Here is a 22,438-nt window from a genome sequence, read left to right on the forward strand (position 1 = left end):
GACCGTGAAACGAAACCGCGCCGATGATAGTGTGGTCCGCCCATGCGAAAGTAGGTCATCGTCAGACTACCCCATACCCAAAACCCCCCTGTCTCTCACGAGGCAGGGGGGTTTTGCTTTTTGGGGGGGAAAAAAACAATGCCCCCAACTCTTTGGCAACACACTCGCATTCTCAGTATCATCAAGCGCAGTCGGCAGCGTACCGCGATTTGAATCTTCTCAGGACTTATCAAACAGCTCGTTTTATGGGCTGAACGGAGGCGGCATTTGACGTTTCGCGAAATCGTTCTCTGGTTGGTGGGAGGGTTGGCTGCCTATCTCGTGTGGCTGTGCGTCAGACTCTTGCGATTGCGTAAGCCACGTACTTCGGCCCCTACGTTTTCCGAGGAAGCGACCCCTCCGGAGACGATTCACTCCCAGATCCTCGGAGGGGATCCGGAGCTTTCATTTTCCAGCGTTCATTTCGATGGTTCGCGCCCTGCGAACACTTTTGAGACTGATGCCGGTATACCACGCACCGAACCAAGGTTGAATCGCCTCGGAGAACCTGATGCGACTGAATTTGGTTTTGATGCCTTGCTTGAGATGCGCCAGACGCGCCACTTACTGGATGAATTACGCCTAAGTCATGACCAGTTGCAAGCTCAGGTTAAAACCTTGCAGGATGAGTTGCATGCGTTGCGTGCAGCCTGCCAGGTTTCCCCGATGTACAGCGAAGCCGTAGCCCTTGCGCAACGTGGCTATGATGTCGATGCCATCGCTGAGCGTTGCGGGATTTCAATCGCTGAAGCGCAATTGGTGCGTTCATTGAGTTCAGATGCCAAGGGGGAGCAAGGCAATGACAGAGCATGAGCAATTCGACAATGACGGCGTGGTGACGCGAGGACGCAACAAACTGGTGTCCCGTGCTGTTTTGGTGGTTGCGCTGATAGTTGCTTTGCTGGCTGGTTTGATGATCTTCGAAGGCAAGTCAGACCGACCTGATGTCAGCGAGGCAGCCCCCGTTGCCGCGGCACTGAATGCGCCGCGGATTGGTGTTTCTGTCTCCGCTGCTCCGACCACCCCTGCTGCTGTGCCGGAAAGCATGCCGGAAGAGCTCAAGCGGGCGATAAGGGAGGCTCCTGACGCTGCGCAGGCCACTCTTGCAAGCATGTCTGCTCCGGCGACAAGCCCCGCGGCCTCCCAGACCCCTGTCGTGCCAGAGGGAAGCTCCGATGTGCCGACCAAGCCTTTGGCTACTGCCACGACGCTAGTGCATTCGTCCGTACGCGCTGGGCGCGATTCACACCCCCAAGCACCAACGCTGACGCCTGCGGCCAGTGCCGGCCGTACAGAGTCCGTCCGTCCGTCATCCGCAGCCCTGAGCGAAACACGGGATGCTGGCCCCTTCATCTTGCAGGTTGGGGTGTTCAGTAATCCAGGGAATGCCGAAGAGTTACGCAACAAACTTCGACAGGCAGGCATTCCCACTCAGCTCGAGACCCGGGTGCAAGTGGGACCGTTTTCAAGCAAGGAAGAGGCAGTGAAGGCTCAGGATCGCTTGAAAAAGTTGGGCATAGGTGGCGGTATGTTGCTGCCGACCAGCATAAAACGGCCTTGATGGGCCGTTTTTCAATTTCTTTTCAGGGCTTTGGGGTAGAACAAGGCGACTAGAGTATGCAAGATGGCATGCCTGTCTTGTAGGCTCAAGCTTTTTTGCTGACTTTGCCCGCCAAGTCCGGACTGAGCCAGTCATCGTAGTTCTTGTCAGGAGGGGCTCATGAAGATCGATAGTCCGCAGTTCGGTAGCCTGGAGGTCGCCAGCAACAAGGTGGTTGAGTTTCCACTTGGTTTGCCTGGCTTCGAGGCCTGCAAGCGCTACACATTCATTGAAGTAGAGCAGAGCAGCGAGGCTTTTGCCGTGTTGCAAGGTGTGGATGACCCGGCAATTGCGTTTGCAGTGACAACCCCGGATTTGCTTGGCCTTCACTATGAGTTTGAGCTGAGTGAAGAAGAGCAGAACTTGCTTGGCGCGACGCGTGCAGAGGATGTGGCTGTACTGGTTATCCTGCGCAAGGGAGAGCCGGAGCAGATGCGTCGTGCCGGCGATGCTCACGTCAAAGCGAACCTGATGGCTCCATTGATTATCAATGGCGCGACGATGCGCGGACTGCAGAAGATCATTGCCAAACTGGGCTGTGAAGTGACCCTCAAGCCGGCCTGAGAAAGAGATAAAGCCGATAACAGCGGGGCGGCGTTTGCCCCGCATTTCCCTAAAACCAGATCAGGGCATTGATTCTTCACCTTGGTGAAGAATCAATGCCCTGATGCGCTACTTAGCGCGGTCTGCTGCGAGCAGGCGCGCTTGTGCGTGACTCGCCACGTGCAGGGCGATCAGTGAAGTTTCCACTTTCGCTGCGAGGGCGAGCATCGAAGTGACGTTCGCCATTGAACAACGGACGGTTCTTTGCACCGGCCGTCGCTCCAGCCGGTTTACGGTTTGCTGCCGGTGCAGTGGCCGCTGCCGGGCGCTCGCTGAAGCGGCGAGCACTCTCTTCAAAGCGACCCGGGTCGATGAAGTTGCGTGCAGGGCTGGAGCCTTCTTCACGGCTGCGTGGTGCATCCTTGGAGCGATTGCGATCCCCGAAGCTGCGCGGACGATCACTACCGCTGCGCTGGGGGCGATCGCCATGCGGGCGATTGCCGCTACGTTGCTCGGGCTTGAAGCGCGGTTCCAGCCCCTCGATGACGCTTGCCGGAATCTGCTGAGTGGTAAAGCGTTCGATGGCGCGAATTTTGAAGCGCTCGGCTGGAATAGCCAAGGTAATGGCCAAGCCGGCACGGCCGGCACGACCGGTACGGCCGATGCGGTGAACATAATCTTCCGGCTTCATCGGCATGCCGTAATTGATCACATGGCTGATATTGGGGACGTCGATGCCGCGGGCTGCTACGTCGGTTGCCACGAGGATCTTGATGTCGCCACGGCGCAGCCCGGTGAGGGTGCGATTGCGCTTGGCTTGCGGCATATCGCCATGCAGGGAGGCGGCAGCGAAGCCCTTGTCGGCCAGCGTTTCGGAGAGCCATTCTGCGTCGCGCTTGGTTGCGGCAAAAACGATGGCCTGGGTAACGTCATGACCCTTGAGCAAATGATCGAGTAGGCGGTTCTTGTGAGCGGTGTCATCGGCCCAATGCACGCGCTGCTCGATATCGGCATGGCGATCGGTCTGATTGGCGAGCTCGATCCGTTGCGGGGCGCGGAGCATGGATTGGGCGAGACGACCGACTTCACCGCCAAAAGTGGCGGAGAACATCAGGGTCTGACGGCTCTCGGGCAATGCCGCAATGATTTTCTCGATATCTTCCATGAAGCCCATGTCGAGCATTCGGTCTGCTTCGTCGAGAACCAGCATTTCGGTTCGTGAAAAATCGATGCGACCGCTACTGATGTAATCAAGCAGGCGCCCCGGGGTAGCCACGAGAACGTCCACCGGCTGGCGCAGCAGCTTCAGTTGGGCGGGGTAGGGCATGCCGCCAACAACTGTTACGACGGCGATCCGTTTCATGGTGCGGCTGTAGGTGATAGCAGCCTTGGCCACTTGCTGAGCCAGCTCACGCGTCGGGCAGAGGATGACTGCGCGCGGCCCGATGCTGCGCACGGCAGCTGGTTCGGCCAAGCGCTGTAGGGCAGGAAGCATGAAGGCTGCGGTTTTGCCGCTGCCGGTGGCGGCGGAGACCATCAGATCGCTTCCGCTAAGTGCGGCCGGGATGGCGGCGGCCTGAACGGACGTCGGCGTGGTGTAGCCGGCGCGGGATACAGCGGAAACGAGGATTGGGTTCAGACCCAAGGAATCAAATGACATTTCTTGCCTATCGGAAAAAGCGCGAAGAGCCGTGGCTGCCAGAGCAGCACGGGGTTGGGCGCAAACAGGCGCAGATCAAGCTGCGCAAACACATCGGCGCCAACCAGTACAACAAACGCGCAATATTTCCGAAGAATGCGGAAATGCGTGAAGAGGGGGTCAGGGACGATGAAACGATTTCGCACTGCACAAACGCCGCAGTGGAAGGCTGCGCACTCTACAGCAAGAAAACGCGGATTGCACGCAATTATTTGTTACGACAGCGTTTTTTCTTGCCGAAGGCATGTCTTCGGCAAGGAGCTCAGACGGTAAAGCGGCGAACAGTGGCATCCAGCCGGCCTGCGATATCTGACAGACGAGCTGCAAGCCGATTGGTGGTTTCTGCCACCTCCTGATTTTCTTCGCTGGAATGGGCGATGCGCTCGATGTGACGGGCAATGTCCTGGCTGGCACTGCTTTGCTCTTGCACCGAGGTGGAGATTGTCGAGATATGACCAACGGTTTCCGTGGACTGCTCCTCAATGCGCTGCAGGGCTTCGGCTACATCACCGGCACTACGTACGCCTGCTTCGACCTTGCGGTTGGCATCGTTAATGCCGACCACTGCGTTCGATGTGTCGCGCTGCACGGCTTCAATCTTGGCATTGATTTCTTGGGTGGCGACAGTCGTGCGCTCCGCCAGCTTGCGCACCTCATCGGCTACCACTGCGAAACCGCGCCCTTGCTCGCCGGCGCGGGCCGCTTCAATGGCGGCGTTCAGCGCAAGGAGGTTGGTCTGATCGGCAATCTCCTTGATGACATTGACGATGCTGCCGATTTCATCGGAGCGACGGGCTAGCGCGCTCATGGTTTCGCTGACCTGAGTGATGGCCTGGGCGATCTGGCGGATTTCTCCAGCGGCCTGGCGCGCTGTGTGCGCGCCACTACTGGCTGTGCTGGCGGCGCTGCGGGTTTCGGATTCAACGTTGTGCGTGTTCTCTGCGATATGGCTGACGCTAACCGACATTTCCTCAATAGCGGCTGCGGTCGACTGAACCGCTTCGGACTGATGGCCTGAGGCGGCACTGACTTTTTGTGCCGCTGCGGTCAGCTCGCGTGCGGCCGAACCTTGTTCGCCCACGCTACCTGCCACATCTTTGATCACGGTCTGAATGCGGGCAACGAAGGTATTGAACCAGTGTGCCACTTCAGCGAACTCCTTATTGCCGCTGGCGTCGAGGCGGCGGGTGAGGTCGGCCTCACCCTCGGCAATGCTGCGCAAGGCGTCGCGAATTCTTTGCAGCGGACCAATCACCGTGGTGCGCAAGGCTACGGTCAGGGCCATCAACAAGGCGATATCGAGCAGCACGATTTGCAACACGACGCCAACGAGTTCGTCGCGCAATGCCTGATCAACACCGGCACGTGAATAGCGCAGAGAAAACTTGCCGATGCTCTGGGTCTTGTCGCCTTCGGTATAGGTGACTTCCGCTTCCTTACTCATCAACTCCGGTTTGTCGACAAGCTCTGTGAGCTCGTCCGGCTTGCCATCCTTGTCGCGCCCGATGAGCAGGCTCCAGTTTTTCGGTGTATTGAGGCTGACCGACTGCAGAAATTCGGCGCCCAGCTCGGCCTTGAGGGTCGCGACCATGACAGGTTTGTCGAAATTCCATAGCGGCATCGAGAGGTTGGTCTGGATGCGCTCGATAGCATCGCTGGCATCCTCTTCGAGTGCTGCCTCTAGACTGTGTTTGGTCGAGATGTAGCTGATGCCACCGGAGATAGCGAGCAGCGTGGTGATGATGACAAGGAACAGCAGGATCAGGCGGCTGCTGACACTGTTCAGGTCGAAACTGGGCATGGTGAGCTCCCTTCTGGAAGGTCAGGGTTTCTTGGCGCCGGCGGAGTAGGGCACGCTCACGTCCAGCCACAGGGACTTGTCCTCAAATGGGGTGTCCGGTGAGAGAAACTTGTTGTCTACCCGGAAAATCTTGCGCTCGTGCAGGCGGGCTGCCTCCAGGGCGGGGCCGAAGGATTCGGTGAAGATGCGGTCGAAGCTGCCATCCTTGATCATGGCGCGCAGGCCGCGTTCGAGGCGCGCGGCGAGTGTCGGGCCCTCTCCTTTGCGGCTCACCATGAAGATGCGTGGCATTGGGTAATAGACGGCCAGAGTGGGCTCGATCGCCAGATCGGTGATGCCTTGCTTGGTGGCGTCAGCAAGCCCTCCCGGCGCTTCCCAGGTGGCGCGGGCAAACATGTCAAAGCGCTCTTCGGTGAGCATGCGCAGCAGTCCGGCCGAGTAATAGGCTTTGGTCACCTTGAAGCCCGCGGCCTCCAGGATTTTTGTGTCCGGCCAGCGGGAGCCTTGGCCGACGCTTAGCCGCTTGAGCTCATCTACGCTCTGGATTGCAGCGAATTTCGGCAGATCCTGCTTGCGTACCAGCATGATGCGATAGCCGAGCAAGCCCTTGTCCAGCGGAACCCGGACCGGAAGAAGTTTCTTCTCCTCATCAATATTGGAGCCACGGGTCAGAATGTGCAGCTTGCCCGTGTTGTCGGCGATTTCGTCAATTGCCCGGGCGGTGCCGAAGGTCGTGTCACTGGCTTTGATGCTGAAACCGCCCTCGTTTTTGGTGCGTTCAAGTGCAGCTTCGAGTAAGGAGATGAAGTTCTTCGGCTCGTTCTTGTTGTAGATGACGGTCAGATCAGTAGCCAGGGCGCTCAGGCTGCATGTCAGCAGGCCGATTGCCATCATGCGCTGCAGTAGCTTGATCATGTTTGGCCCCTACTCTCTTGTTGCGGTGACGGTCGTTGCAAGGCTGCGCGTAGCGCTGGATACATGAGGGCGCTTATGCATTAAGGCGCGATGCACAGATTGTCAGCAGCCGAGGTGTTCCCGGTTATCGGCGCAGCTCCTAGCAACTTGAGTGGCCGAGCGGGCAGCGTCTTGTGCGGGCACGAGCTTGCGTTCAGGGTGACGCAGCAGTCTCTGCTGTGCTGTGAGCGGCAGGCCCCTTTGCGGCAACGCGGGTACATGGAAAAACTGGGGTACAATGGCGCGCGGCGGGTCTCCCCGCATTGCAGCGTGGGAACCTGGTCAGGTCCGGAAGGAAGCAGCCATAACCATTCCCTGCAAGTGCCGGGGGTCAGGCTCGCCGCCTCGAATATATGAACGGGCTGTGTCTTGCGACACAGCCCGTTTCTTTTGCAGGCTGGCGCAGGGAAGCGTCAGGCCTCTCTTTGTGCGACAGGGGGCGGCGCTGGCGTTGTGGCAGGCTGTATGGCATTACGTCGCTCATACCTCTGACTTGCCGAGACTGGTGTTGTGGCTTCCCCGAGCCATGCGTTGAGCAGCCACATGGCGCAGATAGCCAGTAAAACTGTTGCCACTAATTGGAACAAGGGGTGGTTACTCGCTCTGTGCCGGGCTTTGGGACTCATCGCGGGCTCCTCATGGCTTTTCAATTTGGTTGTTGCTCACGTGAGGCGCTGACGACCTGCCTTTGAAGGCGTATGCCGCGTCTGCGATCAGATGATGAGAAGCGCTGCGCCAAAGGCAAAGATGGCCAGACCGAGGCCTTCGCGCAGGCGGTGTGCAAACTTGGCTGACAATGTGTTGTGCATGATGTGCTCCTGATGTGCCGCTGATTTCAGCTTGATTTACGTGGTGTGGGCTCGCCAATTGAATCTGTGCAAGCTACTGATAGGGTCAGAGCATGGCTGTGGTATCGCTTCAGCACCCATGTGCTCCAGATATGGCTTCAAAGGCGGACTAAATGCTGATAGTGCTCAGCCTGACCTGCAAACACGTTGATGCAGAGATCCAGCAGGTGGTTGGCGAACTGTTTGTGTTGGGACATGGCAGGCTCCTTTTGATTGTCTAAAGATATTGGATTGCTGTTATTCAATCCAATTTATTAATCGAAAGATGGTAATAGTCAAAATGAACTTCCCCCTGCGCGGAGCGCTGCAGCGGGGAGGGGGGATTCCTGTGGTTTGACTGTTACGAGCGCTTTGCGTCATTAATGCAAAGGCCTTAGGCGGACAAATCGGTGCGAAGCGGCGAGGGCATCCGGGCTACAATCGCGCCCATGAGTTATCAGGTCCTTGCCCGTAAGTGGCGCCCCCGGAGTTTCGAGACCCTTGTCGGGCAGGAGCACGTGGTCCGCGCTCTGACACACGCGCTCACCACGGGGCGCCTGCACCACGCCTATCTTTTTACCGGAACACGCGGGGTCGGCAAGACCACCATTTCGCGCATTCTGGCCAAGAGCCTTAACTGCGAGCAGGGCGTGACGGCCACCCCTTGTGGCGTGTGTGCCGCCTGCACCGAAATCGACAGTGGGCGCTTCGTTGATTACGTCGAGATGGATGCCGCCTCCAACCGAGGGGTGGATGACATGGCGGCCTTGCTGGAAAAAGCGGCGTATGCCCCCTCGCGCGGCCGCTACAAGGTCTACATGATCGATGAAGTGCATATGCTGACCGGGCATGCCTTCAACGCCATGCTGAAGACGCTGGAAGAGCCGCCGGCGCATATGAAGTTCATTCTTGCGACGACGGATCCGCAGAAAATTCCGGTCACGGTCCTGTCGCGTTGTTTGCAGTTCAATCTCAAGCAGATGCCGCAGACGCACATCGTCGAGCATCTATCGAACATCCTTGGGCAGGAGGCTGTATCTTTCGAGTCTGGTGCCCTGCGCCATATCGCCAAGGGTGCTAATGGTTCGATGCGTGACGCGCTATCGCTGCTTGACCAGGCCATCGCGCATGGTGCGGGCAAGGTTGAAGAGGAGGGGGTGCGCGACATGCTCGGCACGGTCGGCGAAGACCATCTCTTCGAATTGCTCGATGCCTTGCAGGCGCAGGATATTGGGGCCTTGATCGCCGTGGCAGATGCCATGGAGGCGCGCAGCCTGAGTTTTGAATCGGCCTTGCAGGAGTTCGCGACCCTGTTGCATCGCGTCGCACTGGCTCAATTTGCCCCGCTGGCGATTGCAGATAACTTCGAGCGTGAGCGTCTGGCGCCCTATGCGGCGGCCTTTGACGCTGAGTTTTTGCAACTGGCTTACCAGATCACGATTCATGGCCGGGAAGAACTGGCTCTGGCGCCGGATGAGTACACCGGTTTTACGATGAGCCTGCTGCGTCTGCACGCGTTTCGGCCCGAAGCACCTGGCAGCGCAGCGCGTGCGTCGACCGCTCCGGTCTCAACTCCGGCTCTGCGCCCCGGTGCGACAGCGGCTACGCCTGTTGTACCTGCCGCGCGTCCGGTGGCTGCTGCGCCGCAGTCTGTACAGGAGCCGCCACCGCCATGGGAAGACGAATCCGCTCCGCCGACGCAGGTTGCCGCTCCGCCTTCGCCGCCTGTTCCGGCCGCTGTTGCGGCGCCCGTGGCGCTGGCGGGGGCTGCCGACTGGCTGGCCCAGATCCAGGCGAGCGGCGTGGGTGGCATGGTGCGTGAGTTGGCGCAGAACTGTGAGTTCCTCGGTCTGGAGGGGAGTGTGCTGAGTCTGCGTTTGGCGCCGGCGCATCGGCATCTGATGGCGATGCCGTCAAACCTGAGCAAATTGCAGGAAGCCTTGTCCGCCACGCAGGGCAGGCCCTTACGTGTGAACATCGAAGTTGCTGAACCGGGCAGCCAGACGCCGGCTCAGCGCAAGCAAGAAATCCGTCAGGCGCGCCAGGCCGATGCCGTGGCTGCGCTGGAATCCGATCCCTTTGTGCAGGAGCTCATTGAGCGTTGCGATGCGACGCTGGTGGAATCCTCCGTCAAACCTTTAGGAGAAGCAGAATGATGAAAGGCGGCCTTGCTGGCCTGATGAAACAGGCCCAGCAGATGCAGGAAAACATGAAGAAGGCTCAGGAAGCGCTGGGCCAGATCGATGTCGAAGGCTCTGCGGGTGCCGGTGCCGTAAAAGTGGTGATGAACTGCCAGAACAAGGTCAAGCGGGTGCAGATCAACGAAGCCGTGATGGATGATCGCGAAATGCTTGAAGACTTGATCGTGACTGCGCTGAATGACGCCGCAGCCAAGGCCGAGGCCGTCAGCAGCGAAAAAATGGCGGGTTTCACCTCTGGCATGGGCATGCCGCCGGGCTTCAAGCTTCCGTTCTGAAACACAGGCGGGGACAAGCGCGCTTGCCCCGACTCTCCCATGCCTCTTCTGGACTCCCTTACCGAAGCTTTGCGGGTCTTGCCCGGCGTTGGGCCCAAGTCGGCCCAGCGCATGGCCTATCACCTGCTGCAGCGCGATCGCGAGGGCGCCGCACGCCTGGCAGGAACGCTCGCTGCAGCCTTGGCCGAAGTGCGCCATTGCGCGCGCTGCAATAACTTCACCGAGGCTGATGTGTGCGAGCGCTGCCTTAGCCAGCAGCGGGACGCGAGCCAGCTATGCGTGGTGGAGATGCCATCGGATTTGATGGTGATGGAGTCCACGCTGGCGTATCGGGGTTTGTACTACGTTTTGATGGGCAAACTCTCGCCGCTGGATGGCATTGGTCCGCGTGAGCTGAAGTTCGACAAACTGGTCGAACGTGCGACAGACGGGATTGTCCAGGAAGTGATCCTGGCCACCAATTTCACCAACGAGGGTGAGGCGACGGCCCATTATCTCGGTGAGATGCTGCGTGCGAGGGGGCTGCGGGTGAGCCGCATTGCACGTGGCGTGCCGGTTGGGGGTGAGCTCGAGCATACCGACCTGGGGACGGTGGCGCAGGCCTTCGTCGAACGGCGAGGCTGGTAAAAGGAATGATCGAATGAAGCGTGGCTTGATGTTGTTGCTGTTTTGGCCGGTATGCGTATGGGCGGATGCTGCAAGCCATCGCAAGGCCGTGGATGAACTGATGCTGGTTCTGCGGGCTGACGGGGCGGTGACGACCTGGCGCAAGCAACTGGATGCGCAGGCCATTGAGGTGATTGACAAGGCCCTGGCTGGCAAGAAAGAGGATCAGCTGAACGAAGCCCAGCGTGCCGCTGTCGAGCGTTTCTCGCAGCGAGCCAATGCTGCTCTGGACGCAGCGCTGGACTGGAGCCGGTTCAAGGATCCCATCGCCCAGATTTACCTCGAGAATTACAGCGAGGGAGAGGTGCGGGACCTGCTCGGTTTCTATCGCAGCGCGAGCGGGCAGAAAGCGCTCCGGCAAGGGGGGAAGATTGCGGATGCTGTTGGGCAGTTGCTGCGCTCGCAGATCCAGAACACGCTGCCGGAGTTTCAGCGCATCGGGCAGGACTTCAATCAGGAATATGAGCAGGCGGCTTTGGCCATGCGCACTCCCGTGCCAGTCAAAACACAGCCGCCCGCCAGTTCCCGCCCGGCCGCTCCTGCCTTTGAGGGCGTGAACCCTAAAACCGGGCGCTGACGCGTATCAGGGGGTGGGGCTGAAGCGCGCGCCGTCGAGCGTCACCGGCGGGACCGGCATAGCCGGGCGGCGGACTTTTTCTGTTGGCGCCAGCACCTCGGCTTCGCCCTTCACGACGGCCTTGCCATCCTGGTTGATGCAGACGCAGTCGAAAACCACGCGTTTTTTGTCATCGAGTTTTTCGCGCGCGGTGACCGTGACGGTGAGTCGGTCGCCCGGCTTGACCGGTCGGGCAAAGCGCAGCGTCTGGCTAAGGTAGATGGTGCCGGGGCCCGGCAGCTTCACTCCCAACACCGTGGAGACCAGGGCGCCGCTGAATATGCCGTGCGCGATCACGCCGCCGAACATGCTTCCCTGAGCGTATTCGTGGTCCAGGTGGGCCGGATTGATGTCTCCAGAGAGGGCGGCGAAGAGCTGGATGTCTGCCTCGGTGATGGTGCGTGTGAGGCTGGCTGAGTCACCGATGGAGATTTCGTCGTAGGTGCGGTTTTCGATCGCGTCGCTCATGCTTTGCCCCGTTCTTTCAAGAAGATTGCCGCTGTCCGTTGTGCTGGTTGGCCAGGCCGCTCGATGTGTGCGGCGCAGCAATTTTAGGCCGGGACTGAGCGGCTACGGAGTGGCTGTCGGGGCAGGCGGCCCGGCCAGTGCTGGCCGGGCGCCGCGATCAGAGAGCTGCCAGATCGATTTCGCCGACGTTGTTGAGAACGTAGTCGGGCTTGTACGGGAACTCAGCCATCAGCGTCGGCGTGGTCACGCCTGAGAGGACCAGTACCGTGCTCATGCCGGCTTCCATGCCGCCGACGATGTCGGTATCCATGCGGTCTCCCACCATCACGCAGTCTTCCGGATGGGCTCCGAGCTTGCGGGCGGCCAGCATCATCATCAAGGAGTTGGGCTTGCCGACGATGTACGGTTTCTTGCCCGTGGCTGCCGAAATGGCGGCCAGGATGGTGCCAGCGGCTGGTTCCAGGCCACCCTCGACCGGGTCGATCATGTCCGGGTTGGTGCCGATGAACTTGGCGCCCTGGTCAATCAGGCGCACCGCCTTCTTGAGTTGCTCGTAACTGAGCGTGGAGGACTTGGCGACCACCACATAGTCCGGATTCGATTCCGAGATCGAGAAACCAACGTTGTAGAGCTCGTTGATCAGGCCGCCTCCACCGAGGACATAGGCCGTGGCGTGCTGTTTCTGATTCTGGTTCTTCAGGAACATCGCTGTGGCCATGGCCGCAGTGATGAAATTGGCTTCGGTGAGTCCGTCGATACCGAGGCTGGCCAACTTCAGCTTGAGGTCCAGCGGAGTTTGTTCGGCGTTGTTGGTCAGAAACAGAAAGGGGGTCTTGCTCTCAAGCAGGCGGGTGACGAAATCCTTGGCGCCGGGTATCAATTGTTTGCCACGGTAGATCACGCCATCCATGTCCGAGATGATGCACTTGGCCATATTTGTTTTCCTGTTACAGGGGAGGTCAAAAACACATGCCGGAAGTATGCCGTAGATGCACAGAGAGCGGGCTGCGCATGCGCAAAGCAGATCAAGGATTGCCCGAATTGAGCTTTTTGCGCTTTTTGGGTTGAATGACGTTAGGGTTTATTTGCTTTGTAGATTTATGATTATTATGTGTTTTTAAGAATAGATTGGAGCGCGGGCTTTAATCCCTCCTGCCGTCTTGGCTATAATCGCCCAGTTTTCTGAATCACAATCACTCGGGGTTTGCAATGAGCGATCACAAACTAGATGCATCCGCTGGCGGAGCATCGTTCTGTGCGTGCAGTCTGGATTCGTCCCGACGCACCCTGCTGGCCGCTACGGCCGGTGTCGGTGCGGTGGCGGCAGCCGGAGTGGCCGTACCTTTCGTGGCGAGCTTTACGCCGTCCGAGCGTGCCAAAGCGGCCGGAGCACCGGTTGAGGTTGATCTCTCCAAGCTGCAGCCCGGTGAAAAGATGACCGTCGAGTGGCAGGGCAAGCCGGTGTGGGTGCTGCGCCGCACGCCCGAAATGTTGGCTGCACTGAAGGAGGGGGCGGACAAACTGGTTGATCCCGAGTCGCAGGCTGCGCAGCAGCCGGCCTATGTCAAGGGCATCGAGCGCGCGATCAACCCCGAGTATTTTGTCTGTATCGGTATTTGTACCCATCTGGGCTGTTCGCCCTCCGACAAGCTCAAGGCAGGTGCCGAGAGCGGTATGGGAGCGGAGTGGAAGGGCGGCTTCCTGTGCCCCTGCCATGGTTCGCAGTTCGATCTGGCCGGGCGTGTGTTCAAGGCCATGCCGGCGCCGACGAATCTGGTGATCCCGCCGCACACCTATCTGAGTGAAACACGCCTGCTGATCGGCGAAGACTCCAAGGGAGCCTGAGGATGATTGATTCCAAGATGCTGGCCGAAAAGGGCCAACAACTGCTGGGCTGGGTGGATGATCGCTTTCCGCTGACCTCCACTTATAAGGCGCATCTGTCCGAGTACTATGCGCCCAAGAACTTTAACTTCTGGTACTTCTTCGGCTCGCTGGCGCTGCTGGTGTTGGTGCTGCAGATTGTGACCGGCATTTTCCTGGTCATGCATTACAAGCCGGACGCTTCGCTGAACAGCGCCGGCATTCCGGTGGCGTTTGCCAGCGTCGAGTACATCATGCGCGACGTGCCGGGTGGCTGGATCATCCGTTACATGCACTCCACGGGCGCCTCGATGTTCTTCGTGGTGGTGTATCTGCACATGTTCCGTGGCTTGCTCTACGGCTCCTACCGCAAGCCGCGTGAACTGATCTGGCTCTTCGGCATCGCCATCTTCCTGTGTCTGATGGCTGAAGCATTCTTTGGCTATCTGCTGCCTTGGGGCCAAATGTCCTTCTGGGGCGCGCAGGTGATCGTGAACCTGTTCGCGGCGATTCCTGTGATCGGGCCGGACTTGTCAATCTTCATCCGTGGCGACTTCGTGGTGTCTGACGCGACGCTGAACCGCTTCTTCGCCTTTCATGTGATCGCTATTCCGCTGGTCCTGCTGGGGCTGGTGGCGGCTCACCTGGTCGCGCTGCATGAAGTCGGCTCGAACAACCCGGACGGTGTCGAGATCAAGAAGCACAAGGACGCCAACGGCATTCCTCTTGATGGCATCCCCTTTCATCCGTACTACACGGTGAAGGATATCTTCGGGGTGTGCGTGTTCCTGATCGTCTTTGCGACCATCATTTTCTTTGCTCCCGAGGGCGGTGGTTACTTCCTCGAGTACAACAACTTCTTCCCGGCTGATCCGCTCAAGACGCCGCCGCACATTGCCCCGGTGTGGTATTTCACGCCCTTCTACTCGATCCTGCGTGCCACCACTTCGGATTTCATGTGGGCTCTTGGCGCCTTGGTGGCGATTACCGGTGGCTTGGCCATCCTGACCTCGAAGTGCAAGCCCGTGAAGGCCGTCGCGGCGGTAGTGACGCTTGGCGCGCTCGGTGCTTTCGTGCTGATCGAGGCCAAGGTATGGGGCGTTGTGCTGATGGGCGGCTCGGTGATGGTGATCGGCCTGCTGCCCTGGCTGGACCAGAGCCCGGTCAAGTCGATCCGCTACAAGGGTGGCCTGTACAAAAGCATCCTTGCAGTCTGGGTAGTCTGCTTTGTGATCCTCGGGTATCTCGGCGTGCAGCCGCCGTCGCCGATCGGCAACCTCGTCTCGCAGATCTGCTCCTGGCTGTACCTAGCGTTCTTCGCTTTCATGCCCTGGTACTCACGCCTCGACAAGACCAAAGCTGAACCGGAAAGGGTGACCTCGAAATGAGCCTGTTCAACAAGACTCTGGCCATTGCCGCGCTGGCCCTCACGGCCGCGCTGGCCCAGGCCTCAGGTGGTGTGCAACTGGACCGTGCGCCGCTGCGCTTCGATAATGCGTCGCTGCAAAGTGGCGCAAAGACCTTCGTCAACTACTGCCTGAACTGTCACGGTGCGAGCGCCCTGCGCTACAACCGTTTGACCCAGATCGGCCTGACCGAGCAGCAGATCAAGGATAATCTGATGTTCACCGCCGACAAGATCGGTGAGCAGATGAAGGTCGCCATCCGCAGTGACGACGCCAAGCGCTGGTTTGGCGCCGCGCCGCCCGATCTCTCGGTGATCGCCCGTGCTCGCGCCTCGGGTGATGGCAGTGGGGCCGATTGGCTGTATACCTATCTGCGTCAGTTCTACCGCGACGACTCGCGTCCGACCGGCTGGAACAACGTGATCTTCCCCGGAGTGGGGATGCCGCACGCCCTCTGGAATCTGCAGGGCGTGCAGGAAGCGCGCTTCGTCGAGAAAGATGATGGCCATGGCAACAAGGTCAAGCATCTGGAAGGGCTGGAACTGGTTCAGCCCGGCCTCTTGACGAAGGAGGAGTACGACGAAGAGGTGGCGAATCTCGTGTCCTTCCTCACCTGGATGGGTGAGCCGGCACAGGAGACGCGTCGCCAGCTCGGCTGGGCCGTGCTCGCCGTACTGGGTGTTCTGGCCGTCCTTTCCTGGATGCTCAAGAAGGCATTCTGGAAAGACGTGCATTAACAGGTGTGCAACCGAAATGATGGTGTTGGCTGGTCGCGACAGCGAAGCGCAGCAGGCGCGTCGTGTGGTTCGTGACACTGAATATTCCTGGAGTAATTCCGCAATGATGAATTTGTATTCCGGTACAACGGACCCCTTCAGCCACCGTTGCCGGATCGTGCTGTACGAAAAGGGCATGGATTTCCAGGTGGTGGACGTTGATCTCTTCAACAAGCCTGAAGACATCGCCGCAATCAATCCCTATAACCGCGTGCCGGTGCTGGTGGACCGCGACCTCATCCTGTATGAGTCGAACATCATCAATGAGTACATTGACGAGCGCTTCCCGCACCCGCAGCTGATGCCGCCGGATCCGATCATGCGTGCCAAGGCGCGTCAGATCCTGCATACGCTTGAGAACGAGCTTTTCTCGCATATCGAGGCGCTGGAGAAGAACCAGAAGGCTGCTGCCGACAAGGCCCGTGGCCATGTGCGTGATCAGCTGATGCAGCTCGTGCCTTTGTTCGCCAAGCAGAAGTACATGCTCGGCGACGAGTTCTCGATGCTGGATGTGGCGGTGGCACCGCTGCTGTGGCGCCTTGAGCACTACGGCATCGAGCTGCCGAAAACGGCTGCGCCCCTGATGAAGTACGCCGAGCGGATCTTTACCCGCCAGGGCTTCATCGACGCGCTGACGCCCTCCGAACGCGCCATGCGTCGGTAAACGTCCATCGGCCTGCTGTGCGGGCCGATTTTGAGACTGCGAAGCTTGCCGTATTCACATATGGCAGCGTTTCTCCTCTCAAACCCGGCTCCGCTCGCGATGGTCGATGGGCATTTCCCGAGCAAGAGCTATCTTCTCTGAACTCGTGAGATCATGTTCGGGCGCGACTCCTCCGGGTCGCGCCCGAATTGCTTTCAAGGCCTGCATCATGAGTACATCCCAGTCTTCCTCCACCAAGTCCTATCTGATTCGTGCCATCTTTGACTGGTGCGTCGACAACAGCCTCACGCCCTATGTCGTGGTGCTGGTGGATGAGCGGACTCTGGTGCCGCTGCAACACGTGCGCGACGGTCAGATCGTGCTCAACATTGCGCCTTACGCGACCAACAAGCTGCTCATCGACGCTGAGGCGGTGAGCTGCCAGGCTCGCTTCTCGGGCAAGGTTGAAACCATTTACGTACCGATCTCCCAGGTGCTGGCCATCTATGCCCGTGAAAACGGTCAAGGCATGGCTTTTCAGCCTGGGGCCATCAGTGGTTCCGGCATGGAGTTGGGTGGTGTGGTGGAGGCGCCGGAGGAAGAGTCTGTCGAGCACCTGCCGGCCACTGCTGCAAGCGCGTCTGAGCCGGACGATGAGCCGCCGGTGCCACCGCCCGCCAGCAAGGGCAGCCATCTGCGTCGTATCAAGTAGCCGGCCCGCGGGCAGGCTGTGGTACGCGCGCCACTGTCTTCGCCTTTCCTCCTTGCTTGCCAGGCGCTTGATGCGACAATCCGGGCTGCTTTGTCCCGCGCTAATTCCTTGTCTTGAAGGGAGTTTTGCGGAGGGCAAGGGGGCAGCTCGGGGCGCTGTCGACAAGAACATCACACGGGGAGCGGGCCTTGCGGCACAGGAGCCAGACAACGCAGAGGCGAAAGCAGGCGCTGCTGGTGCTTGGCTTGCTGCTGTGCGCGCCTCAGGCGCTGGCGCAGAGCGGCCTCCATTTGCCGGAAGGCAAGGTGTTGGTCTGGGCCGCAGGTTTCGCAACCCTCTTTCTGCTCGCCGCTGCGCTGCTCTATCGACGCCAGCTTCGAGCCCTGTCGCGCCGCACGCGTGAGCTGCAGCTCTCCGAAGAGCGTTTCCGCCTGATCATCGAAGGCACCAGCGTGGTCGCTTGGGAGTATGACGCGGGTTCGGACGCGTTCACCTATGTCTCCGCGCCTGGCGCGCGTCTGCTCGGCTTTCCGTTGGAGGACTGGAAAAAATCCGGTTTCTGGCGTGCCCGCCTGCACCCAGAAGACAGCCAGCAGGCACTCTCCTTTCTGCGCGACATGCTGCTGCGCTCGGATCAGCGCGAGTGCGAGTACCGCTTGATCCGTGCTGACGGACGCGAGGTCTTTGTGCGTGACCTGCGTACTCCGATCGAGGCTCATAAGGGGCATGTGACGGGCATGCGCGGGATTTTCGTCGACATTACCGCGCACAAGGCGTCGGAAGCTGAGCTGGAGGACAGCGAAGCGCGCTTTCGCAGCACCTTCGAGCAGGCTGCGGTGGGGGTTGGGCTGTGCGCGGTGTCCGGCCGCTACATGCGCGTTAATCAGCGCTATTGCGAGATTACCGGCTACTCCGGGAGCGAGTTGTTGCTGCGCGATTTTCGTGAGCTGACGCACCCTGACGATGTGGAGGCCAATGACCGCCTGCTCGACGCGCTGGTGCTGGACACTGCGGAAAAATTCTCGATCGAGAAACGCATGCTGCGGCGCAGCGGTGACATGGTGTGGGTGAATCTCACCATGTCCCTGGTGCGCTCACGGCGCGGCAGCGGTCAGTTCATGGAGGTGATCGAGGACATCACGGCGCGCAAGATCGCTGAGCGCGAGTTGCGAGAGAGTGAAGGTCGGCTGCGCAGCATTCTGGTGGCGATGCGCGAAGGTGTGATCCTGCGTGACGCGCGTGGTGGCGTGATCATCGCCAACGCGGCCGCACGGCGCCTGTACGGCCTGATGCCGGAGGAAGGTTTTCCGCCCTTGCTCGAGCCCGAGGGCTACAGCTTCGTGCGTGAGGATGGCAGCCCCTGCCCGGTGGAGGAGTTGCCGGGCGCACGTGCCATGCACCTTGGCAGGCCGGCTTCCGCGGTGGTGGGCATCGATCGCCGCGATGGTACGCGCGGCTGGATGTTGGCCAAGGCCGAGCCGCTGGCACGCGATGTCCACACCGGTCTGCACCCGGTGGTGCTGACGATTAATGATGTGACCGCGCAGCGCCGTGCTGAAGAAGAATTGCGCCTGGCGGCCACCGTGTTCGACAACAGTGTTGAGGCGATCATGATCACCGATGCGCAGCGCCGCATCCTGTCGGTCAACAAGGCCTTCACCGATCTGACCGGTTTTCCCTCCAGCGTGGTGACCGGGCAGACCCCGGCGATGCTTTCGTCATCCAGGCAGGGCCTGGTGCAATACGATTCGATCTGGCGTGAGGCTGCCAGCAAGGGCAGCTGGCAAGGAGAGATCTGGCAGCGTCGGCGCGATGGCAGCGAGTTTCCGGAGTGGCTGTCGATCAGCGCGGTGCGTGATCGCAGCAATGCCATCAGCAACTTCGTGGCGGTGTTTTCCGATATCACCGAGCGTAAGGCCAACGAAGCGCGGATTGCTTTCCTGGCCCACCATGATCCGCTCACGGCCTTGCCCAACCGGACCCTGTTCCAGGATCGTCTCGAGCAGGCGCTGGTGCGTGCTGAGCGCTTGGGCAGTGTGGCTGCGCTGCTTTTCCTGGATCTGGATCGCTTCAAGACCATTAATGACTCGCTCGGCCACCTGGCCGGCGATCGCTTGTTGCAGGCGGTGGCTGAGCGGCTGCAGCATTGCGTGCGGGACACCGACACGATCTGCCGTCAGGGCGGCGACGAGTTCATCATCGTGTTGCCCGAGGTGGCTGATGCCGAGGTGCCGGCGCGGATCGCGGAGAAGATCCTGCGTCGTCTGGCGGAGCCTTTCGAGGTCGATGGGCATGTTCTGGGGACATCATTCTCGATCGGCATCGCGGTGTTCCCGGATGATGGGCGCCAGGCCGATGTGCTGATGAAGAACGCCGATACGGCCATGTATCACGCCAAGGAAAGCGGGAGGAACACTTACCGCTTCTTCACCGAGACGATGAATGCCAATGCGCTGGAGCGCTTGCAGGTGGAGAGCCAGTTGCGTGGCGCGCTGGAGCGTCGCGAACTGGTACTGCACTTCCAGCCCCAGGTGGATCTGGCCAGTGGAGCCATCGTTGGCGCCGAGGCCTTGCTGCGCTGGGAGTCTGCGGCGCTGGGCTTTGTGCCGCCGGGGCGCTTTATTCCGATCGCCGAGGAGTCCGGCCTGATCGTACCGATCGGGCGCTGGGTGCTGCGCGAGGCCTGCAGCCTGGCGCGAGGCTGGTACTCGCGCGGCATTCGCGACGTGGTAGTGGGGGTGAACATCTCGGCGCTGCAGTTCCGTCGTGACGACATCGTTGCCAATGTGCGTGATGCGCTGGCAGAGACGGGCCTGCCTGCCGAATGTCTCGAGCTGGAGCTGACCGAGTCCCTGCTCATGGAGCATGCCGAGGATGTGCTGGAAACCGTGCAGCGCCTCAAGGGCCTCGGCGTGCGCCTGTCGATTGACGACTTTGGCACCGGCTACTCCTCGTTGTCCTACCTCAAGCGTTTTGAGGTGGATCGTCTCAAGATCGATCAGGGCTTTGTGCGCGATATGGTTGATGACCCGGACGATGCGGCCATCGTGCGCGCGATCATTCAGCTTGGCCGTAGCCTCAAGCTCGATGTGATTGCGGAAGGCGCCGAATCGCGCCCGCAGGTCGAGTTCCTGATGCAGGAAGGCTGCCGTGAGGCGCAGGGCTACTACTTCTGCCCGCCGGTGACCGGCGATGTGTTCATCGACATGGTCGAGCGCGGTTTTGTGGGCAGCAGCCCGAGGGTCATGCCCCTCCAGCGCTTGGCCTGAGTCTCGCCATCTCCGATCCGTGGCAGAATCCCTGCTCCTTGTGGCCGGCTGCCGGTTTCCAGCATGAGTGCTTCCACCCATTTCGACATCCTCATCGTCGGCGCCGGCCTGTCTGGCGCCAGCCTCGCCTGTGCCCTGCGCGGCAGCCGCTACCGCATCGGCTTGCTCGAGCGGCAGCGCCCGGAATGGCCGGCTGACTGGGATGCGCGTATCTACGCGATCAGCCCGGCCAATGTGGAGTTCCTGCAGCGCTGCGGAGCCTGGGCACATCTGGATGCACAGCGTATTGCGCCGGTCGAGCGTATGGTCGTGGCGGGGGATGCAGGCGGCCAGCTGGTGTTCTCGGCCTACGAGTGCGGGTTGCAGGCGCTGGCCTGGATCGTCGAGAGCAGCGCAATGGCGCGCGAGTTGTGGGAAACCGCCCGCCGCCAGCCGAATATCGAATTGATCTGCCCGGCACAGCCTGAATCCCTGGTCTTTGACGACGACGTGGCCCGGCTGCGTCTTGCCGACGGACGCGAGATCAGCGCCGGTCTGGTGGTGGGCGCCGATGGCGTGAACTCCTGGGTGCGTGACCAGGCCGCCATTCCGGCCGAGCTGCGGCCCTATGGTGAGCTTGGGGTGGTGGCGAACTTCACCTGCGCAGAGCCTCATTTCGGCACCGCCTTCCAGTGGTTCCGGCGTGACGGGGTGCTGGCGTATCTGCCGCTGCCCGGGAACCGCATCTCGATTGTCTGGTCCACTCCCGAAGCCCATGCGCAGGAGTTGCTGGCGCTGAGTCCGGAAGCTTTTGCCAGCCGGGTGGCGCAGGCGGGCGAAGGCCGCCTCGGGCGACTTGAGTTGCTGGCACCGCCCGCCGGTTTTCCCTTGCGTCTGATGAAGCTGGATGCGATTGTTGCGCCGCGCCTTGCCCTGATCGGTGATGCCGCGCACGCTGTGCATCCCTTGTCCGGGCATGGCATCAACCTGGGGTTCCAGGATGCGCGTGAGTTGGCTGATCAGTTGCTGGCCTTGCCGGCTTTTCGTGATTGCGGGGAGCTTGCGGTGTTGCGTCGCTATCAGCGCGCGCGCGCAGAGGAGACCCTGCTGGTGCGTGAGATGACCGACGGTCTGCAGCGTCTGTTCAAGCCTGCGTTTGCACCGCTGGCCCTGTTGCGTAATGCCGGCATGAATCTGGCCGGAGCCATTCCACCCTTGCGTAGCGCGCTGGCGCGCTACGCGGCGGGATTACTGTAGTCGAATGATTGGAGAAGACATGAAGAACACCTTCCGGCGCGCCCTGCTGGCCGCCTGCACCCTGGCCGTGAGCCTGCCTGTACTGGCTGGCGAGGCTGAAGTTCGCAAAGCGGTGGGCGGCATCCTGCGTCAGGAAGGCTCGGTGACTAGCCTGCAGAAAGTGCCTTATGGCGATCTGTACGAAGTGGTGCTGAGTAATGGCGATCTGGTCTATGTCGATGGCAAGGGCGCCTTTCTGGTCAGCGGTCAGCTGATCGACCTGAAGAACAAGAAGAACATCACCGCTGAGCGCGAGGCCGAGTTGTCGCGCGTGAACGTTGCCGAGCTGCCGCTCAAGCAGGCGGTGAAGCAGGTGCGCGGGACTGGCAAGCGTACCCTGATTACCTTCGAAGACCCGAACTGCGGTTACTGCAAGAAGCTCGCCAAGGATATGCGTGAGCTGAAAGACACCACCATCTACGTGTTCATGATTCCGATCCTGTCGCCGGATTCTGGCGACAAGGCCCGCAACATCTGGTGTGCGGCGGATCGCGACAAGGCCTGGAACGACTGGATGGTGGACGGCAAGATGGCCGCCGAGGCCAAGTGCGACACCCCGGTGCAGAAGAACGCCGAAATGGCGCGCAAATACCGCATCACTGGTACGCCGACCATGTTCCTGGCCGATGGCAGCCGCATCGGCGGCTACGTGCAGCTGGCCGATCTGGATCGCCAGATCAGCGAAGCCGAAGCCCGTGTGAAGAAGTAAGCCCTGCTGTTTCTTGAGTTCAAGGAGAGGCGCTGCGGCGCCTCTCTTGCGTTGACCACGTGTCTTCGTGTCGCCGACGTCCCCAAGGGCAGGGCC

21 protein-coding genes and 1 other RNA gene are annotated in these 22,438 nt (G+C 60.4%); 16 read left to right on the forward strand and 6 right to left on the reverse strand.

Annotated features, from left to right (window positions below; genetic code table 11):
- The first annotated feature begins 267 nt into the window (after positions 1 to 267).
- From Q3Y64_RS13555 to fliW, 3 genes are all read left to right on the forward strand, one after another.
- Positions 268 to 852: a DUF2802 domain-containing protein gene (locus Q3Y64_RS13555; protein ID WP_303562600.1), complete on the forward strand. Its 585-nt coding sequence runs from the start codon at positions 268 to 270 to the stop codon at positions 850 to 852.
- Entirely contained in the window at positions 839 to 1,600 is a 762-nt protein-coding gene (locus Q3Y64_RS13560) for an SPOR domain-containing protein (RefSeq protein WP_303562602.1), read from the forward strand. Before Q3Y64_RS13555 ends, Q3Y64_RS13560 begins: the two co-directional genes overlap by 14 nt.
- Positions 1,601 to 1,759: 159 nt before the next feature.
- Entirely contained in the window at positions 1,760 to 2,203 is a 444-nt protein-coding gene (gene fliW, locus Q3Y64_RS13565; protein WP_303562604.1) for a flagellar assembly protein FliW, read from the forward strand.
- Positions 2,204 to 2,315: 112 nt separating this feature from the next.
- Here fliW and Q3Y64_RS13570 read toward each other — a convergent pair whose 3' ends face one another.
- The 4 genes from Q3Y64_RS13570 to Q3Y64_RS13585 all read right to left on the reverse strand — a co-directional run bounded on the left by Q3Y64_RS13570 (position 2,316) and on the right by Q3Y64_RS13585 (position 6,597).
- Positions 2,316 to 3,842: a DEAD/DEAH box helicase gene (locus tag Q3Y64_RS13570; RefSeq protein ID WP_303562607.1), complete on the reverse strand. Its 1,527-nt coding sequence runs from the start codon at positions 3,840 to 3,842 to the stop codon at positions 2,316 to 2,318.
- Positions 3,818 to 4,027 carry a hypothetical protein gene (locus tag Q3Y64_RS13575; RefSeq protein WP_158239280.1) on the reverse strand — a complete coding sequence of 70 codons (210 nt, stop codon included), beginning with the start codon at positions 4,025 to 4,027 and terminating at the stop codon, positions 3,818 to 3,820. The genes Q3Y64_RS13570 and Q3Y64_RS13575 overlap by 25 nt, the downstream gene beginning before the upstream one ends.
- A gap of 116 nt (positions 4,028 to 4,143) precedes the next feature.
- Positions 4,144 to 5,682, reverse strand: a complete 1,539-nt coding sequence (locus Q3Y64_RS13580; protein ID WP_303562610.1) for a methyl-accepting chemotaxis protein — start codon at positions 5,680 to 5,682, stop codon at positions 4,144 to 4,146.
- Positions 5,683 to 5,703: 21 nt separating this feature from the next.
- Positions 5,704 to 6,597, reverse strand: a complete 894-nt coding sequence (locus tag Q3Y64_RS13585) for an ABC transporter substrate-binding protein (RefSeq protein WP_101944303.1) — start codon at positions 6,595 to 6,597, stop codon at positions 5,704 to 5,706.
- 286 nt (positions 6,598 to 6,883) lie between these two features.
- Here Q3Y64_RS13585 and ffs point away from each other — a divergent pair.
- The 5 genes from ffs (at position 6,884) to Q3Y64_RS13610 (ending at position 11,182) form a co-directional block, all read left to right on the forward strand.
- Positions 6,884 to 6,981, forward strand: an RNA gene (ffs, locus tag Q3Y64_RS13590) — signal recognition particle sRNA small type.
- A gap of 931 nt (positions 6,982 to 7,912) precedes the next feature.
- Positions 7,913 to 9,619 carry a DNA polymerase III subunit gamma/tau gene (dnaX, locus tag Q3Y64_RS13595; RefSeq protein ID WP_303562614.1) on the forward strand — a complete coding sequence of 569 codons (1,707 nt, stop codon included), beginning with the start codon at positions 7,913 to 7,915 and terminating at the stop codon, positions 9,617 to 9,619.
- On the forward strand, positions 9,616 to 9,939 hold the full coding sequence (locus Q3Y64_RS13600) for a YbaB/EbfC family nucleoid-associated protein (RefSeq protein ID WP_101944305.1): 324 nt from the start codon (positions 9,616 to 9,618) through the stop codon (positions 9,937 to 9,939). Before dnaX ends, Q3Y64_RS13600 begins: the two co-directional genes overlap by 4 nt.
- Positions 9,940 to 9,978: 39 nt before the next feature.
- Positions 9,979 to 10,566: a recombination mediator RecR gene (gene recR, locus Q3Y64_RS13605; protein WP_101944306.1), complete on the forward strand. Its 588-nt coding sequence runs from the start codon at positions 9,979 to 9,981 to the stop codon at positions 10,564 to 10,566.
- Between the two features lie 13 nt (positions 10,567 to 10,579).
- Complete coding sequence (locus Q3Y64_RS13610; RefSeq protein WP_303562618.1) at positions 10,580 to 11,182, forward strand: DUF2059 domain-containing protein; 603 nt, start codon at positions 10,580 to 10,582, stop codon at positions 11,180 to 11,182.
- Between the two features lie 6 nt (positions 11,183 to 11,188).
- On the opposite strand, the gene Q3Y64_RS13615 is transcribed toward Q3Y64_RS13610, so the two are convergent.
- Both Q3Y64_RS13615 and Q3Y64_RS13620 read right to left on the reverse strand, forming a co-directional pair.
- Positions 11,189 to 11,689, reverse strand: a complete 501-nt coding sequence (locus Q3Y64_RS13615) for a MaoC/PaaZ C-terminal domain-containing protein (protein WP_303562620.1) — start codon at positions 11,687 to 11,689, stop codon at positions 11,189 to 11,191.
- A gap of 157 nt (positions 11,690 to 11,846) precedes the next feature.
- Entirely contained in the window at positions 11,847 to 12,623 is a 777-nt protein-coding gene (locus tag Q3Y64_RS13620) for an HAD-IIA family hydrolase (RefSeq protein WP_101944309.1), read from the reverse strand.
- Between the two features lie 275 nt (positions 12,624 to 12,898).
- Between Q3Y64_RS13620 and petA the strand changes: the two genes are divergently transcribed.
- From petA to Q3Y64_RS13660, 8 genes are all read left to right on the forward strand, one after another.
- Entirely contained in the window at positions 12,899 to 13,534 is a 636-nt protein-coding gene (gene petA / locus Q3Y64_RS13625) for a ubiquinol-cytochrome c reductase iron-sulfur subunit (protein WP_101944310.1), read from the forward strand.
- A 2-nt stretch (positions 13,535 to 13,536) separates the two neighbouring features.
- A complete protein-coding gene (locus tag Q3Y64_RS13630) occupies positions 13,537 to 14,940 on the forward strand; it encodes a cytochrome bc complex cytochrome b subunit (protein ID WP_235943884.1) in 1,404 nt (467 codons plus the stop codon).
- The gene (locus Q3Y64_RS13635; RefSeq protein ID WP_101944311.1) at positions 14,937 to 15,695 is read left to right on the forward strand and encodes a cytochrome c1; all 759 of its coding nucleotides are present in this window, start codon (positions 14,937 to 14,939) and stop codon (positions 15,693 to 15,695) included. The genes Q3Y64_RS13630 and Q3Y64_RS13635 overlap by 4 nt, the downstream gene beginning before the upstream one ends.
- Before the next feature lie 103 nt (positions 15,696 to 15,798).
- A complete protein-coding gene (locus tag Q3Y64_RS13640; protein WP_101944375.1) occupies positions 15,799 to 16,398 on the forward strand; it encodes a glutathione S-transferase N-terminal domain-containing protein in 600 nt (199 codons plus the stop codon).
- A 208-nt stretch (positions 16,399 to 16,606) separates the two neighbouring features.
- Complete coding sequence (locus Q3Y64_RS13645; RefSeq protein ID WP_101944312.1) at positions 16,607 to 17,089, forward strand: ClpXP protease specificity-enhancing factor; 483 nt, start codon at positions 16,607 to 16,609, stop codon at positions 17,087 to 17,089.
- 236 nt (positions 17,090 to 17,325) lie between these two features.
- On the forward strand, positions 17,326 to 20,358 hold the full coding sequence (locus Q3Y64_RS13650) for an EAL domain-containing protein (RefSeq protein ID WP_303562627.1): 3,033 nt from the start codon (positions 17,326 to 17,328) through the stop codon (positions 20,356 to 20,358).
- A 63-nt stretch (positions 20,359 to 20,421) separates the two neighbouring features.
- Positions 20,422 to 21,594, forward strand: coding sequence for a UbiH/UbiF family hydroxylase (locus Q3Y64_RS13655; protein WP_303562629.1), 1,173 nt, complete (start codon positions 20,422 to 20,424; stop codon positions 21,592 to 21,594).
- A 19-nt stretch (positions 21,595 to 21,613) separates the two neighbouring features.
- Positions 21,614 to 22,342 carry a DsbC family protein gene (locus Q3Y64_RS13660; RefSeq protein WP_101944315.1) on the forward strand — a complete coding sequence of 243 codons (729 nt, stop codon included), beginning with the start codon at positions 21,614 to 21,616 and terminating at the stop codon, positions 22,340 to 22,342.
- Positions 22,343 to 22,438: the final 96 nt, after the last annotated feature.

Origin of the sequence: Uliginosibacterium sp. 31-12, from assembly GCF_030548425.1 — a bacterium.
In the GTDB taxonomy this organism is placed as follows: Bacteria; Pseudomonadota; Gammaproteobacteria; order Burkholderiales; family Rhodocyclaceae; genus Uliginosibacterium; species Uliginosibacterium aquaticum.

What these genes read in the sequence shown, in the direction of transcription:
- Q3Y64_RS13560 (WP_303562602.1), top strand. Translation starts at nt 839, where the DNA reads ATGACAGAGCATGAGCAATTCGACAATGACGGCGTGGTGACGCGAGGA.
- fliW (WP_303562604.1), top strand. Translation starts at nt 1,760, where the DNA reads ATGAAGATCGATAGTCCGCAGTTCGGTAGCCTGGAGGTCGCCAGCAAC.
- Q3Y64_RS13570 (WP_303562607.1), bottom strand. Translation starts at nt 3,842, where the DNA reads ATGTCATTTGATTCCTTGGGTCTGAACCCAATCCTCGTTTCCGCTGTA.
- Q3Y64_RS13580 (WP_303562610.1), bottom strand. Translation starts at nt 5,682, where the DNA reads ATGCCCAGTTTCGACCTGAACAGTGTCAGCAGCCGCCTGATCCTGCTG.
- Q3Y64_RS13585 (WP_101944303.1), bottom strand. Translation starts at nt 6,597, where the DNA reads ATGATCAAGCTACTGCAGCGCATGATGGCAATCGGCCTGCTGACATGC.
- dnaX (WP_303562614.1), top strand. Translation starts at nt 7,913, where the DNA reads ATGAGTTATCAGGTCCTTGCCCGTAAGTGGCGCCCCCGGAGTTTCGAG.
- Q3Y64_RS13600 (WP_101944305.1), top strand. Translation starts at nt 9,616, where the DNA reads ATGATGAAAGGCGGCCTTGCTGGCCTGATGAAACAGGCCCAGCAGATG.
- recR (WP_101944306.1), top strand. Translation starts at nt 9,979, where the DNA reads ATGCCTCTTCTGGACTCCCTTACCGAAGCTTTGCGGGTCTTGCCCGGC.
- Q3Y64_RS13610 (WP_303562618.1), top strand. Translation starts at nt 10,580, where the DNA reads ATGAAGCGTGGCTTGATGTTGTTGCTGTTTTGGCCGGTATGCGTATGG.
- Q3Y64_RS13615 (WP_303562620.1), bottom strand. Translation starts at nt 11,689, where the DNA reads ATGAGCGACGCGATCGAAAACCGCACCTACGACGAAATCTCCATCGGT.
- Q3Y64_RS13620 (WP_101944309.1), bottom strand. Translation starts at nt 12,623, where the DNA reads ATGGCCAAGTGCATCATCTCGGACATGGATGGCGTGATCTACCGTGGC.
- petA (WP_101944310.1), top strand. Translation starts at nt 12,899, where the DNA reads ATGAGCGATCACAAACTAGATGCATCCGCTGGCGGAGCATCGTTCTGT.
- Q3Y64_RS13630 (WP_235943884.1), top strand. Translation starts at nt 13,537, where the DNA reads ATGATTGATTCCAAGATGCTGGCCGAAAAGGGCCAACAACTGCTGGGC.
- Q3Y64_RS13635 (WP_101944311.1), top strand. Translation starts at nt 14,937, where the DNA reads ATGAGCCTGTTCAACAAGACTCTGGCCATTGCCGCGCTGGCCCTCACG.
- Q3Y64_RS13640 (WP_101944375.1), top strand. Translation starts at nt 15,799, where the DNA reads ATGATGAATTTGTATTCCGGTACAACGGACCCCTTCAGCCACCGTTGC.
- Q3Y64_RS13645 (WP_101944312.1), top strand. Translation starts at nt 16,607, where the DNA reads ATGAGTACATCCCAGTCTTCCTCCACCAAGTCCTATCTGATTCGTGCC.
- Q3Y64_RS13655 (WP_303562629.1), top strand. Translation starts at nt 20,422, where the DNA reads ATGAGTGCTTCCACCCATTTCGACATCCTCATCGTCGGCGCCGGCCTG.
- Q3Y64_RS13660 (WP_101944315.1), top strand. Translation starts at nt 21,614, where the DNA reads ATGAAGAACACCTTCCGGCGCGCCCTGCTGGCCGCCTGCACCCTGGCC.